Below are 14497 nucleotides of genomic sequence, written 5' to 3'. Positions count from 1 at the left end.
GGATCAGGACAGGCCGTGGCGCACGGCGTAGAGGGCGGCCTGGGTGCGGTCCTGCACGCCGAGCTTCATCAGCACGTTGGAGACGTGGGTCTTGACCGTCTTCTCGGCGACCGCGAGGCTGCGGGCGATCTCGCGGTTGGACCGGCCGGCCGCGATCAGTTTCAGCACCTCGCGCTCGCGGTCGGTCAGCGGCACGGGCGGACCCCCCGCCGGCCGCGCGCCCTCGCCGCCCGCCAGCATCGCCTCGGCCGCCTCCGGCGCGAGCAGCACCTGCCCGCTGTGCACGGCCCGCACGGCCCGCACCAGCGCCGTCGGGTCGACGTCCTTGTAGAGGAAGCCGGACGCGCCCGCCCGCATCGCGGGGCCCACGTCGGCCCTGTCGCTCACCGAGGTCAGCACCAGCACCCGGGTCGCGGCGCCGGTCAGCTCGCCCAGCGTGGCCAGCCCGTCCAGCACCGGCATCTTGAGGTCGAGCAGCAGCACGTCGGGCGCGAGCTCGCGGACCAGCTCGACGGCGCGCGCGCCGTCGCCCGCCTCGCCCACGACCGTGATGTCGTCCTGCAGGTCGAGGAACGTGCGCAGCCCCTGACGCACCACCGGATGGTCGTCGGCGACCAGCACCCGGATCACCCGCACACCTCCATACGCACGGTCGTCCCCTTCCCGGGGGCCGAGCTGACGGTCATCCGGCCGCCCACCGACTCGGCCCGGTCCTTCATCGAGATCAGGCCCAGCCCGCGCGAGGCGCCCTGCTCGAAGCCCGTGCCGTCGTCCTCGACGGTCAGGGCCAGCCCGCCGCCCTCGTACGACAGCCGCACGGTCACCCGCGCGGCCTCGGCGTGGCGCAGCGCGTTGTGCAGCGCCTCCTGGGCCACCCTGAGCACGGCCACCTCCGCGGCGGAGTCCAGCGGCGGCAGCTCGTCCGCCTCGTACGTGACGCGCGCGGGGTGCAGGCGGTCGAGCATCCGCACGTGCTTGCGCAGCGTCTCGGCCAGCCCGTGGCGGTCCAGCTCGGCGGGCCGCAGCTCGACGATCACCGCCCGCAGCTCGCCCAGCGCCTCCCCCGCCAGCCGCTGCACCCGCTCCAGCTCGGCCGCGGCCCTGTCGGGCTCCGACTTCAGCATGGCCCCCGCCGCCTGGGCGCTCAGCCGCAGCGAGAACAGCTTCTGGGTGACGGCGTCGTGCAGCTCGCGGGCCACCCGGTTGCGTTCCTCCAGCATCGCCAGCTCCCGGCTCCGTTCGTAGAGCCGGGCGTTGGCCAGCGCCATGGCGGCGTGCGCCGCGAACACCTGGAGCAGGTCCTGGTCGGCCTCGGTGAAGCCGCCCGCGCGCTTGTTGGCCAGGAAGATGATGCCGAGCACCTCGCCGCCGTCGGTGATGGGGACGCCGAGGAAGTCCTTCATCACCGGATGCGCCTGCGGCCAGTATTCGAACCTGGGGTCGGCGCGCAGGTCGGCCAGGCGCACCGGGGCGCCCTCGCGGAGCATCGCGCCCAGCATGCCGTGCTGGCGCGGGAGGGGCCCGATCGCCTCCCACTGCTTGTCGGTGATGCCCTCGGCGACGAACTCCGCGAACGAGCCGTCCTCGTCGGGCACCCCCAGCGCGGCGTAGCGGGCGTCCAGCAGCCGCCGCGCCGAGCGTACGATGACCTGCAGCACCTCGCGCACCGACAGATGGCGGGTGACCGCCAGCACCGCGGAGCTCACCGCCTGCAGGATCTCGTCGCGTTCGGCCGTCACGCCATCACTCTACTGACGGGCGAACCGGGGACCGGGCGCCGGTGACCTCCGCGGGACTCTCGACCGGCGCCGGGAAGGTCCTAGGACGAAGTGCCCAGGCGGCCACGGGACCACGGCCCGATGTGTGGACGGCGGCGCGTTCCTAACGTCACGAACATGACGAACACCGCACTCATCACCGGCGCCTCCCGCGGACTCGGCCTCGCGCTCGCGCGGTCACTGGCGGAGGCGGGCTGGCGTCTCGTGCTCACCGCGCGCGGCGTGAACGAGCTGGAACGGGCCGCGGCCGAGCTGGGCGCCACCGCCATCCCGGGCGACGTCACCGAACCCGCGCACGTCCGCCGCCTGGCGGACGCCGTCCCCGAGCTGGACCTCCTGGTCAACAACGCCAGCGGCCTCGGGGCCACGCCGCTGCCGCCGCTGGCGGGCTACCCGCTGGAGGCCTTCCGCGTCCTGCTGGAGACCAACGTCACCGCGCCGCTCGCCCTCATCCAGGCCACGCTGCCCGCGCTGCGCGCCCGGCGGGGCGCCGTCGTCAACGTCACCTCCGACGCCGCCACCGGCGCGTACGAGGGATGGGGCGGGTACGGGGCCACCAAGGCGGCGCTGGATCAGCTCTCGAACGTGCTCGCCGCCGAGGAGCCCGAGCTGGCGGTCTGGTGGACCGACCCGGGCGAGATGAACACCCGGATGCTGGCCGACGCCGTCGGCGCGGACGAGGCCGCGTCCGCCACCGACCCGGCCAAGGTCGCCGCCGCCCTGCACGACCTCGTACGCACCCGTCCCGCCAGCGGCCGGGTGACCCTCCAGTGACCCGCCCGACGACGCCCCCCGAGACGACCGCCGCATCCCCCGCAACGACCGCGGTGACAACCGCGGTGACGGCCGAGGTGACGGCCGAGGTGACGGCCGAGGTGACGGCCGAGGTGGCGAACGCCGCGTTCGACTTCGTTCTGCCGCCCGCGCTGTCAGCGCAGGAGCCGCCGGAGGCGCGCGGGGTGGGCAGGGACGGGGTCCGCCTGCTGGTCTCGGCGGGTGACGGCGAGCCGGCGCACCACCGCTTCACCGACCTGCCCGGCCTGCTCGACCCGGGCGACCTGATCGTGGTCAACAACTCGGCGACGCTGCCCGCCGCCGTGCGGCTGGACCGGCTCGCGGTGCACTTCTCCACCGCGCGCCCGGACGGCACCTGGCTCGTCGAGCTGCGCCGCCGTACCGCCACCGCGACCGAGCAGTACCGCGGCGGCGCGCCCGGCGAGTGGCTGCCGCTGCCGGGAGGCGCCACGCTGCGGCTCGTCGCTCGCGAGACGCCCCGGCTGTGGCGGGCCGTGCTCGACCGCGACGTGGAGACTTACCTGCGCGGGTACGGGGCCCCGATCCGGTACGCGTACGTCACCAGGGACTGGCCGATCGAGGCGTACCAGACGGTGTTCGCGACCGTGCCGGGCAGCGCGGAGATGCCCAGCGCCGCGCGGCCGTTCACGCCGGAGCTGGTCACGGCGCTGGTGGCGCGCGGCGTCGGCATCGCGCCGATCACCCTGCACACGGGGGTGGCCTCGCCGGAGAAGGACGAGCCACCGTACGCCGAGCGCTACGCGGTGCCGGAGGCCACGGCCCGCCTGGTCGACCTGACCCTGGGGAGCGGAAGGCGGGTGGTCGCCGCCGGCACCACGGTGGTGCGGGCGCTGGAGACCGCCGCCGCCGGCGGCCTGGTGACCGCGTCCGAGGGCTGGACCACCCACGTCGTGACGCCCGCGACGGGGGTGCGGGCGGTCACGGGGCTCATCACCGGCCTGCACGAACCGCGCTCCAGCCACCTCATGATGCTGACCGCGGTCGCCGGCGAGCGCCCGCTCCGCGCGGCGTACGAGGCGGCGCTGCGGGAACGTTACCTGTGGCACGAGTTCGGCGACGCCCACCTGATCTTGCGGACGTAAAGCAGGACCTGCGGCGCGGGCATCGGGGCGGGCGCAGTACCGTGGCTGAATGTGGACCAGCGCACCCTCTTGATCACCTTCACCGGCCCCGACCGGCCAGGCGTGACCTCGCGCCTGTTCTCCGTCCTGTCGGGCTTCCCCGTGACCGTGGCCGACATCGAGCAGGTCGTCATCCGCGGCCGGCTCACGCTCGGCGTCCTGGTCGCCTACGCCGGAGGGCCGTCCACCGGCACCGGCAGCACCCTCGGCGCCATGTGGACCGCCGTCGAGCGGATCGCCGAGGACCTGGGCATGGAGGTGGAGCTGTCCACCGGCTCCCTGGCCAAGGAGCACCGCCGCCGCGGCCGCCTGTCGGTCAGCGTGCTCGGCGCCACGCTCCAGCCCGCGGCCATCGCCGGCATCGCCCGCCGGATCGCCGCCGCCGGCGCCAACATCGACCGCATCGAGCGGCTGGCCCAGTGGCCGGTGACCTGCATCGAGCTGTCCGTCTCCGGCGCCAACCCCGACGAGCTGCGCGTCCAGCTCGCCGCCGAGGCCGCCGCCCAGCAGGTCGACGTGGCCGTGCAGCGCACCGGGCTGTCCAGGCGGGCCAAGCGGCTCATCGTCATGGACGTCGACTCCACCCTCATCCAGGGTGAGGTCATCGAGCTGCTGGCCAAGCACGCCGGCTGCCTCGACGAGGTCGCCAAGGTCACCGAGGCGGCCATGCGCGGCGAGCTCGACTTCGCCGAGTCGCTGCGCCGCCGGGTCGCCCAGCTCGAAGGGCTGCCCGCCGAGGTGTTCGAGCGGGTGCGCGGTGAGGTCGTGCTCACCCCCGGCGCCCGCACCCTGGTCCGCACGCTCAAGCGGCTCGACTACCGCTTCGCCATCGTCAGCGGCGGCTTCACGCAGATCACCGACACGCTCGTGGAGGAGCTCGGCATCGACTACTCGGCGGCGAACGTGCTGGAGGTCATCGACGGCAAGCTGACCGGCCGGCTCGTCGGCGAGATCGTCGACCGGCCCGGCAAGGCCCGCGCGCTGGAGCGGTTCGCCAGCGAGGCGGGGGTGCCGATCAGCCAGACCGTGGCCATCGGCGACGGGGCCAACGACCTCGACATGATCGCGGCGGCAGGGCTGGGCATCGCGTTCAACGCCAAGCCCGTGGTGCGCCAGGCGGCCGACACCGCGGTCAACACGCCCTACCTCGACTCGATCCTCTACCTGCTCGGCATCTCCCGCGACGAGGTCGAGGCCGCCGACGCCGAGGACGCGCTGCTCGTCAGTCGTGCTGCGGACCCCAGCTCGTGACCAGCTCTCCCTCACCGGCCGACAGCTCGGGCCACGGCACCGCTGTCTTGATCACCGCGAACGTGCCCGGCCGGAACAGGTAGTCGCCCTCCGCGAGCATCAGCGCCAGCTCGTGCACGGCCGGGTTGTGCCCGCACAGCGCCACCGTGCCGTGATCGGGGTCGAGCAGGCGCAGCCGCTCCAGCAGCTCCTCCGGGTAGGCCTGGTAGATCGCCGGCTCGTACCGCACCTCGACGCCGGGGAAGGCCAGCTCCGCCGTGCGGCGGGTGCGCCGGGCCGGCGAGCAGAGCACCACCTCCGGCTCCAGCCCGAGCATCCGCAGCTCCTCACCGGCCCGCTTGGCGTCGCGCTCGCCCCGGTCGGTCAGCGCCCGGTCCTTGTCGGGCAACCCAGGCGCCTGGGCCGCCTTGGCGTGACGGAGCAGGATCAGCGTTCGCACCTCGGTCATCCTCTCGACGCCCAGACGGCCAGCATCGCGATCACCGCCATGATGGCAAGCATCGCGAGCAGGATGACGGCCAGGGTCTTCCCGCCGGACGGCGGCTTGTTGTCCATCTGCCCAGTTTCCCACCGAACAAGGCCACTCCGCGTATCACCCTCCGGCGTGGCCGGACGACGACGCCCGCCCCTCGGTGTCGAGGAGCGGGCGTCGTGGTGGAACGGTGTCAGGACGCGACGGGTTCCTTGTCGCGGTCGTTGTCGTTGGCCGGCTCGGCCGTCACCGAGCGGCGCTTGGAGACGATGATGGCGCCGACGACCACGGCCACCGCGACCACCGCGATGCCGACGCGGAGCCCGACGTTGTCGGCCCACAGCACCACGGCCGGGGCCACCAGCAGCGCGACGAGGTTCATCACCTTGATCAGCGGGTTGATGGCCGGGCCCGCGGTGTCCTTGAACGGGTCGCCGACCGTGTCGCCGATGACCGTGGCGGCGTGTGCCTCGGAGCCCTTGCCGCCGTGGTGTCCGTCCTCGACCAGCTTCTTGGCGTTGTCCCAGGCGCCGCCCGAGTTGGACAGGAAGACGGCCATCAGGGTGCCGGCGGCGATCGCGCCCGCCAGGAACGCGCCCAGCGGCGCGTACCCGAGCGCGAAGCCGACGGCTATCGGCGTCATGACCGCGAGCAGGCCGGGCGTGGCCAGCTCGCGGAGCGAGTCGCGGGTGCAGATGTCGACCACGCGCCCGTAGTCGGGCAGCTCGGTGCCCTGCATGATGCCCGGCTTGCTGCGGAACTGCTCGCGTACCTCGAAGACCACCCGCATCGCCGCCCGGCCGACCGCCATGATGGCCAGCCCGGAGAACAGGAACACCACGGCCGCGCCGATGATCAGGCCGACCAGCACGTTGGGCGCGTCGATGCCGAGGCTGAACACGCTGCCGGCCGGCAGCTCGCCTTCGACGGCGGTGCGGAACGCGCCGAACAGCGCCGTGGCGGCCAGCACGGCCGTCGCGATCGCGATGCCCTTGGTGATGGCCTTGGTGGTGTTGCCGACCGCGTCCAGGCTGGTGAGGACGCGGGCGCCCTCGCCCTCGACGTCGCCGGACATCTCGGCGATGCCCTGGGCGTTGTCGGAGACGGGGCCGAAGGTGTCCATCGAGACGATGACGCCGACCGTGGTCAGCAGGCCGGTGCCGGCCAGGGCGACGGCGAACAGCGCCACCGTCACGTTGCCGAAGCCGAGCAGGAACGCGCCGTACACCGCCGCGCCGATGATCAGCGCCGAGTAGACCGCCGACTCCAGGCCGACGCTGATGCCGGCCAGGATGACGGTCGCCGGGCCGGTACGGGAGCTCTCGCCGATCTCGCGGACCGGGCGCCGGTTGGTCTCGGTGAAGTAGCCGGTGAGCAACTGGATGGCGCTGGCCAGGACCAGGCCGATGAGCACCGCGCCGATGGCGATGACCCGCGGGTCGGCGTCGGACTGCACCTGCGCGCCGGCCAGGCCGTCGAAGGTGGCGGGAAGGTACCAGAAGGCGGCGGCCGCGACCAGGACCGCGGAGATGCCGGCCGAGATGAAGAAGCTGCGGTTGATGGCCGCCATGCCGTTGCGGTCCTTGGCGCGCAGGCGGGTGACGAAGATGCCGATGATGGCGGTCAGCACGCCGATCATCGGGACGATGAGCGGGAAGATCAGACCCTGCTCGCCGAAGGCCACCCGGCCCAGGATGAGGCTCGCGACCAGCATGACCGCGTACGACTCGAACAGGTCGGCCGCCATGCCGGCGCAGTCGCCGACGTTGTCGCCCACGTTGTCGGCGATGGTGGCGGCGTTGCGCGGGTCGTCCTCGGGAATGCCCTGCTCGACCTTGCCGACCAGGTCGGCGCCGACGTCCGCGGCCTTGGTGAAGATGCCGCCGCCGACCCGCATGAACATGGCGAGCAGCGCCGCGCCGAAGCCGAAGCCCTCCAGCACGCCGGGCGCGTCGCCCTGGTAGAGGAAGACGACCACGGCCGCGCCGAGCAGGCCGAGGCCCACGGTGAACATGCCGGCGACGCCGCCCGTACGGAAGGCGATGCGCATGGCGCGCTGCTCGCCCGAGTCGCGGGCCGCGGCGGCCACGCGCACGTTGCCGCGCACCGCCAGCCACATGCCCATGAAGCCGGTCAGCGCGGAGAACACCGCGCCGACCACGAAGAAGATCGAGCGCCCGATCCGTACGTCGGTTTCGCCCGGTAGGAGGAGCAGCAGGAAGGGTATGATCACGACGAAGATCGCCAGGGTGCGGAACTGCCGCGTCAGGTACGCCGCGGCCCCTTCCTGGACGGCACGGGCGATGTTCTGCATGCGCTCCGTGCCCTGGTCGGCGGCGAGCACCTCACGCACCAGACCGCCGGCGACGGCTAGCGCGATCAGCGCGACCGCGGCGACCACGATCACGATGGTGAGATTGTTTCCGCTAAGGGTCAGATTGGACGCTGGCTCCAGTGCCAGCATGTGCCTAGACATCGTTCTCCTCGGCAAGACCGGTCGTCCTGCCCGGTGGCGCTGCAATGTAGGCGGGCGGTGCGGCACCATCCGGGTTGTGGGTGCCGCTTCCGGTTGAATCCGCTGTTAGTGCCGGATCACCTTGGCCGGTGCCGGGAGTCTACGCAGGGGATACGCAGATATGAAGGCTCTGGAGCCGGGCATTTGCGCGCCTGGTCAGTAAGCCGCTGACAGCGGGGTGTATTGCGACTTGACTGGTGAAATATCCGTTGGTTTACGGTCATGACTACGGCCTGAAAAGGTACGACCGAAATACGCCTCTCCTGAGGCCGAGCATCCGGGCCAGGTCAGCGGGTAGCGGGACCGTGGGGGGTGGCGATGATGAGCGGACCAAGAGGATCGGTGGCCCTGGTGACGGGGGCGAGCCGCGGCATCGGCAGGGCGCTGGCCGTGCGACTCCACCAGGCGGGGATGCGGGTCGGGGTCACGGCCCGGTCGGCGGAGGCCCTGGACGCGCTCGCGGCCGAGCTGGGCGGCGAGGGTGACGTGCTGGCACTGCCCGGCGACGTCACCGACCCGCGGGCCGTGACCGCCGTCGTCGAGACCGCCGAGCGCGTCCTCGGCCCGATCGACCTGCTGGTCAACAACGCGGGCGCGGCCGAGCCGCACGAGGCGCCGGTCTGGGAGTCGGACCCCGAGGAGTGGTGGGGCACCGTCACGACGAACGTGCTCGGCCCGATGCTGTACGTCCACGCGGTGGTGCCCGGCATGCTGGCCCGCGGCAGCGGCCGGATCGTCAACGTCAACAGCCTGCTCGGGGTGTGGACGCTGCCCACGCAGACGGCCTACAGCGTGTCCAAGGCCGCGCTGGCCAAGCTCACCGCGGCGCTGTCGGCGGGACTCGCGGGCACGGGGGTGCTGGCGTTCGACTACAGCCCCGGCCGGGTCCGCACGGAACTGACCAGCGACCTCGGCGACCTCCCCGGGGCCAGGGACGACTCGTGGACGTCGATGGAACAGGCGGTGGACGGCGTGCTCGCCATCGCGCGGGGACGTCTCGACGCACTCGCGGGCCGGTTCATCCACGCGCGCGACGACCTCGAGATCCTCGTCCTGCGGGCCGCCGAGATCGCCGAACGCGGCGGCAGGGTCATCACGCTCGCCGAGGCGTTCGACGGGGATCCCCTGTCGCAACGGTGACCGGTCAGCCCGGCGTCGTAACGCGAAGGACGTCTCCTTGACCGCAGCGGTCAGGAGACGTCCTTCGCCAAGCTCAAGCCCGACGGCCGGAAAGGCACGTCAGCGGAGATGGCCGTTGGTGGCGGCCGGCCAGCTCATGCGGATCCGCATGCCCTTGGGACTCGGGAACACCTCCACGTCGTCCGCCAGCCCCGCGATCACCGCGATACCGAAGCCGGACATGAACGAGTCGGAAAGCATTCCCAGGTCGAGGGGCTGCTCCTGCTTGATCTCATCACTGGGCGCCTGGTCGCTGACCGTGACCTCGAAGCGCCCCGAGTCGTCCTTGAGCTCGATGCGGATGGGCTCACCCGGACAGTGGGCGCGATGCGCCTCGACCGCCCGGGAACACGCCTCACCCACGGCGAGCCGGACCTCGTCCAGCAAGGACTCCTCCACGCCGGTGCGCCTGGCGATCGCAGTGGCCACCAGCCGCGCGGTGCGCACGTGCGCGGGAAGAGCGCTGAACGTCAGCTCGACGGTGGCCATCTACTTGTCTTTGCCGTGAGCTTCCTTGGCCTCGTCGACCGAAGCGTAGATCCCGAAGACCTTGGTCAGACCGGTGATCCGGAAGATCTTGAGGATGCGCTCCTGGGTGCAGACCAGTTCGAGCGAGCCGTCGTGGGCGCGGACCCGCTTGAGTCCGCCCACCAGGACGCCAAGCCCCGTCGAGTCGAGGAAGTCGACCTTCTCCATGTTGACCAGGAGGTGGAAGTTTCCCTTGTTCACCAGGTCGATGAGGAGCTCACGCAATCTCGGCGCCGTGTAAACATCGATCTCACCTTCGACCTCCACGATGGTGAGTCGGTCTTCGGTGCGGTGATCCAACTTCAGATCCACAGATCCTCCAGCGCCTCGCCTGCGAAAGTACTCTTGCGGGCCTGGCAGTCTGGAGCGATGCTCCCGACTGTCGGACCCTGACGCGCGGCATTCAACCACGCGTCTGGCTTGTGTCTATACGAAATCACGATTCCCGGCGACTTTGCCCACGGATGCAGACTGGAAACAGTGACTTCCTCCGCTTCCTCCCCACACCGACCAGGTCCACTCCTCCAGCACCTGCTCGGCATACCCGCACGTCACGAGCGTGTCACCCATGTGGAGCATGTTCCAGCACGTCAGGCGGGTCAAGTGGGATGGCCCAAATGGGCGCCCGAACTCCTGGTTACGCGCTTGGCGAACCAGGGCGTGGCGGGGCTGTGGCAACACCAGTACGAGGCCGCTGACCTGGCCCATTGTGGCCGAAACGTGATCATTTCTACGGGGACGGCCTCCGGCAAGTCGCTGGCCTACCTGACCCCGGCGGTCACCGCCTGTCTCGACGGCGGCACCGTGTTGTACCTCACACCCACCAAGGCCCTCGCCGCCGACCAGCTTCGCGGCATCCATGACCTGCGCATCACCCAGGTGCGGGCCGCCTGCTTCGACGGCGACACCCCGTTCGAGGAGCGCACCTGGGTGCGCAAGCACGCCAACTACGTGCTCACCAACCCCGACATGCTGCACCGGAGCATCCTGCCCAGGCACGCCCAGTGGTCGCTGTTCTTCCGCCGGCTGCGGCTGGTGGTCGTGGACGAGTGTCACGGCTACCGGGGCGTGTTCGGGTCGCACGTGGCGCAGATCCTGCGCCGCCTGCGCCGCGTCTGCGCCAGGTACGGGTCGTCGCCGGCCTTCCTGCTGGCCTCGGCCACGGCGAGCGAGCCCGGCGAGTTCGCCAAGCGGCTGACCGGGCTCGACGTGGACGAGGTGACGGCGGACGCCTCTCCCAAGGGCTCGACCACCATCGCGCTGTGGGAGCCGCCGCTGACGGAGCTCAGGGGCGAGAAGGGGGCCCCGGTGCGCCGGACGGCCACGGCCGAGGCCGCCGACCTGCTGGCGGACCTGGTGCTGGCCGACGTCCGCACGCTCGCGTTCGTCCGCAGCCGTCGCGGCGCCGAGACGGTGGCGCTCCAGGCCCGCGCCAAACTCTCCGACGTCGCCTTCTCCCTCTCCGCCCACGGCCCCCACCCCTCCCCCCTCGGACCCCCCCACCCAACACCCCGTCCATCGACACCCCCATCGTCGGACCCCTCTCCAGCCGGGCCCTCTCCGGCGGAACCCTCATCGACAGAGCCGTCCCCAGCGGAACCCCGTCCGGCAGAACCCTCCACGGCGAAACCCACACCAGCCGGACCCTCACCATCAGCCCCCTCATCGACAGAGCCGTCCCCAGCGGAACTCTGTTCAGCGGAACCCTCTACAGCGGAGCACTCTCCGACGAGGGCGGACCCTCCGCTTCTGGGGGCCAGCCCGATGCCGTCCTTTCGTGAGGGCACCGGCAACCGGACCGGCCGTGAGGAGCCCCGGGATTCCGCGGCCGGGTCCGCGGGAGGGGGTGCCCGTGGGCCGCTGGCGTGGGCGTGGCCCGAGGACGAAGGGTTGGCGGATCTGCCCGAGAAGGTTGCCGCCTACCGGGCGGGCTACCTGGCGGAGGACCGCAGGGTGCTGGAGAAGGCTCTGCGCTCCGGCGCGCTGATGGGCCTGGCCACCACCAACGCCCTGGAGCTCGGGGTCGACGTGTCCGGCCTGGACGCCGTGCTGATCGCCGGCTGGCCGGGCACCCGCGCCTCGCTCTGGCAGCAGGCCGGCCGCGCGGGGCGCGAGGGCCAGGACGCGCTGGCCGTGCTCATCGCCCGTGACGACCCGCTCGACACCTACATCGTGCACCACCCGGAGGCCCTGTTCGGCCGGCCCGTCGAGGCGATCGTCCTCGACCCGGACAACCCGTACGTGCTGGGCCCGCACCTGTGCGCCGCCGCGGCGGAGATCCCGCTGACCGAGCAGGACCTGACGGTCTTCGGCGACGCCGCGCGCGGCGTGCTCGACGACCTCGTCACTGAGGGCCTGCTGCGCCGCCGGCCGGCCGGCTGGTACTGGACCAGGCGGGAGCGCGCCACCGACCTGGCCGACATCCGCGGCGGCGGCGGCGCGCCGATCCACGTCGTCGAGTCCTCGACCGGCCGCCTGCTCGGGAGCGTGGACGAGCCCTCGTCGCACACGACCGTGCACACTGGAGCGGTCTACCTCCACCAGGGCGAGACGTTCCTCGTGGAGGAGCTGGACCTGGAGGCCGGGGTGGCGCTGGTCACGAGTGCCGCTCCGGACTACTCCACGTTCGCCCGGGACATCACCGACATCTCTGTCCTTTCCACCCTGCGCTCCCATCCTCTCGGGCCCGGCACCCTCCACTTCGGCGAGGTCGAGGTGACCAGGCAGGTCGTCTCGTACCTGAAGCGCCGGGCGCAGTCGGGCGAGAGCCTCGGCGACGAGCCGCTGGACCTGCCGCCGCGCACCCTCCGCACCCGCGCCGTCTGGTGGACGCTCCCGGCCGCCGAGGTCGCCACCCTGGCCGAGGAGGGCTTCGACCTGGGCGGATCGGCCCACGCCGCCGAGCACGCCGCCATCGGTCTGCTCCCCCTCTTCGCGACCTGCGACCGCTGGGACATCGGCGGCGTGTCGACGGAGCTGCACGCGGACACCGGCCTGCTCACGGTGTTCGTCTACGACGGCCACGAGGGCGGCGCCGGCATCGCGGAACGCGGGTACGCGCGCGCCAGGGAATGGCTGACGGCCACGCGCCAGGCCATCGACTCCTGCGAGTGCGAGCGCGGCTGCCCTTCCTGCATCCAGTCGCCCAAGTGCGGCAACGGCAACGAGCCCCTGGACAAGCAGGGCGCACTCCGCCTCCTCGCGACCCTGCTGCGCCCCTGACCTCCTTCCGTCCCGCCGAGGGCAGTGTCGGGGCCGAGGGCAGCCTCCGGGCCGAGGGCAATCTCCGGGCCGAGGGCAGCCTCCGGGCCGAGGGCAGCCTCCGGGCCGAGGATGCGAGCCGGGCGATTCCGGGCAGGGCTCCAGTGGTTCGGTATGACCGGCCGGAGCACCAGCTGACTCGCCAAGGGGGCAATCGCCATGACCGATCAGTCGTTCGGCGTCCACTCGGAGGTGGGCACGCTGCGCAAGGTCATCGTGCACCGCCCGGAGCTGAGCCTCAGGCGGCTCACCCCGGCCAACCGTGACCGGCTGCTCTTCGACGACATCATCTGGGTGGAGCACGCGCAGCGGGAGCACGACGCGTTCGTCGCCGTGCTGCGCGAGCACGGCGTCGAGGTCTTCTACCACCAGGAACTGCTCGCGGAGGCGCTGGACGGGAGTTTCGAGGCCAAGCGGCACGCGGTGGAGCAGGCCGTCACCCACCTGACCGTCGGCCCGGCGCTCGTGGACGGCGTCCGGGAGACGCTGTCCGGCTGGAGTGGCGAGAAGCTGGCCACCCACCTCATCGGCGGGCTGACCAAACAGGAGTACGGGATCCCCGGCCTGGAGGCGAACTCCCTGGTCGCGGCCTCGGCCCGGATGGACGACTTCATGCTGCCGCCGCTGCCGAACTCCCTCTACCAGCGCGATCCGGTCGCCTGGCTCTACGGCGGGGTGTCGCTCAACCCGATGTACCACCACGCCCGCCGGCTGGAGACGTTGAACCAGAGCACGATCTACCACTTCCACCCCATGTTCGCCGGAGAGGAGTTCGCGTTCTTGTATCCGGAGCGCGGCGAGGAATCACGGTTCGACGAGGAGGACTTCGGCGCCGCCGCCATGGAGGGCGGCGACATGATGCCCATCGGCAACCGCACGGTGGTGATCGGCCTGAGCGAACGGACCAACCCGCGCACCGTGGAGCACCTCGCCCTGTCGCTGTTCGGCGGAGGCTCGGTCGACCGGGTGATCGCCGTCGAGATCCCCAAGCGGCGTACGTACATGCATCTGGACACCGTTTTCACCCTCCTGGACGTGAACAAGGCGGCCGTCTACCCGCCGTTCCTGGAGACGGCCACCACATACGCGCTCCGCCCCGGCGACAAGCCGGGCACCCTCGACGTCCACATGGCCGCCGGCTTCGCGCACGCGGTGGCGGAGGCCCTGGAGATCGGCGAGCTGGAGCTGATCCCCACCGGCGGCGACGACTATCAGCAGGCGCGCGAGCAATGGGACTCGGGCAACAACTTCTTCGCCCTCTCCCCCGGCGTGGTGATCGGCTACCACAAGAACCAGTTCACCAACCGGCAGCTGCGGAACAGGGGCGTGGAAGTGATCGAGATCGAGGGCTTCGAACTCGGCAAGGGCCGGGGCGGCGCCCGCTGCATGACCTGCCCCATCCAGCGGGCTCCCATCTAGCACCGCATGTGGTAATCATCCTCGTTAATCCCATATGTCGTGATTATCTTGCGGGCCTCAACCCGTCCCACTTGCGGCGAGATCCCGGAGAGGTGCGCAGTCGGGCGCTCACTACGGAACCGCTCTGCAGCCATGTACTCACTACGGGGCCTCTCTT

General features: G+C 71.6%; 12 protein-coding genes. 6 read left to right on the top strand and 6 right to left on the bottom strand.

Annotation, left to right across the window (positions count from 1 at the left end; genetic code table 11):
* Nucleotides 1-3: 3 nt before the first annotated feature.
* Together ACIBF7_RS07220 and ACIBF7_RS07215 are read right to left on the bottom strand one after the other, a co-directional pair.
* Nucleotides 4-630: a response regulator transcription factor gene (locus tag ACIBF7_RS07220; protein ID WP_148036310.1), complete on the bottom strand. Its 627-nt coding sequence runs from the start codon at nt 628-630 to the stop codon at nt 4-6.
* Nucleotides 627-1739 (bottom strand): GAF domain-containing sensor histidine kinase, encoded by a 1113-nt coding sequence (locus ACIBF7_RS07215; protein WP_271276121.1) that lies wholly within the window; start codon nt 1737-1739, stop codon nt 627-629. The genes ACIBF7_RS07220 and ACIBF7_RS07215 overlap by 4 nt, the downstream gene beginning before the upstream one ends.
* A 156-nt stretch (nt 1740-1895) precedes the next feature.
* On the opposite strand from ACIBF7_RS07215, the gene ACIBF7_RS07210 reads away from it, so the two are divergent.
* From ACIBF7_RS07210 to serB, 3 genes are read left to right on the top strand one after another with little or no spacing between them, the layout of a single operon-like run.
* The gene (locus ACIBF7_RS07210; RefSeq protein WP_148036309.1) at nt 1896-2552 is read left to right on the top strand and encodes an SDR family oxidoreductase; all 657 of its coding nucleotides are present in this window, start codon (nt 1896-1898) and stop codon (nt 2550-2552) included.
* A 53-nt stretch (nt 2553-2605) separates the two neighbouring features.
* Nucleotides 2606-3676, top strand: a complete 1071-nt coding sequence (locus ACIBF7_RS07205; protein ID WP_397196647.1) for an S-adenosylmethionine:tRNA ribosyltransferase-isomerase — start codon at nt 2606-2608, stop codon at nt 3674-3676.
* A 51-nt stretch (nt 3677-3727) separates the two neighbouring features.
* Nucleotides 3728-4966: a phosphoserine phosphatase SerB gene (gene serB / locus ACIBF7_RS07200; protein WP_219544816.1), complete on the top strand. Its 1239-nt coding sequence runs from the start codon at nt 3728-3730 to the stop codon at nt 4964-4966.
* On the opposite strand, the gene ACIBF7_RS07195 is transcribed toward serB, so the two are convergent.
* Nucleotides 4938-5405 (bottom strand): histidine phosphatase family protein, encoded by a 468-nt coding sequence (locus tag ACIBF7_RS07195; protein WP_364231637.1) that lies wholly within the window; start codon nt 5403-5405, stop codon nt 4938-4940. The genes serB and ACIBF7_RS07195 overlap by 29 nt on opposite strands.
* A 226-nt stretch (nt 5406-5631) precedes the next feature.
* Nucleotides 5632-7914, bottom strand: a complete 2283-nt coding sequence (locus tag ACIBF7_RS07190) for a sodium-translocating pyrophosphatase (protein WP_148036306.1) — start codon at nt 7912-7914, stop codon at nt 5632-5634.
* A 381-nt stretch (nt 7915-8295) separates the two neighbouring features.
* Between ACIBF7_RS07190 and ACIBF7_RS07185 the strand changes: the two genes are divergently transcribed.
* Complete coding sequence (locus tag ACIBF7_RS07185) at nt 8296-9093, top strand: SDR family NAD(P)-dependent oxidoreductase (RefSeq protein ID WP_397196646.1); 798 nt, start codon at nt 8296-8298, stop codon at nt 9091-9093.
* Between the two features lie 99 nt (nt 9094-9192).
* Here ACIBF7_RS07185 and ACIBF7_RS07180 read toward each other — a convergent pair whose 3' ends face one another.
* Both ACIBF7_RS07180 and ACIBF7_RS07175 read right to left on the bottom strand, forming a co-directional pair.
* The gene (locus tag ACIBF7_RS07180) at nt 9193-9621 is read right to left on the bottom strand and encodes an ATP-binding protein (RefSeq protein ID WP_148036304.1); all 429 of its coding nucleotides are present in this window, start codon (nt 9619-9621) and stop codon (nt 9193-9195) included.
* A complete protein-coding gene (locus ACIBF7_RS07175) occupies nt 9622-9972 on the bottom strand; it encodes an STAS domain-containing protein (protein ID WP_043629845.1) in 351 nt (116 codons plus the stop codon).
* 411 nt (nt 9973-10383) lie between these two features.
* Here ACIBF7_RS07175 and ACIBF7_RS07170 point away from each other — a divergent pair, with 411 nt between their 5' ends.
* Both ACIBF7_RS07170 and ACIBF7_RS07165 read left to right on the top strand, forming a co-directional pair.
* Nucleotides 10384-12882, top strand: coding sequence for a Zn-binding domain-containing protein (locus tag ACIBF7_RS07170; RefSeq protein ID WP_378525353.1), 2499 nt, complete (start codon nt 10384-10386; stop codon nt 12880-12882).
* Between the two features lie 198 nt (nt 12883-13080).
* The gene (locus ACIBF7_RS07165) at nt 13081-14340 is read left to right on the top strand and encodes an arginine deiminase (protein ID WP_271276115.1); all 1260 of its coding nucleotides are present in this window, start codon (nt 13081-13083) and stop codon (nt 14338-14340) included.
* The last annotated feature ends 157 nt before the right edge of the window (nt 14341-14497 follow it).

The organism is Nonomuraea sp. NPDC050478 (assembly GCF_044458265.1).
Lineage (GTDB): Bacteria > Actinomycetota > Actinomycetes > Streptosporangiales > Streptosporangiaceae > Nonomuraea > Nonomuraea ferruginea.
Note: the sequence above shows the minus strand (reverse complement) of the source record. Positions and strands in the feature narration are given on the sequence as shown.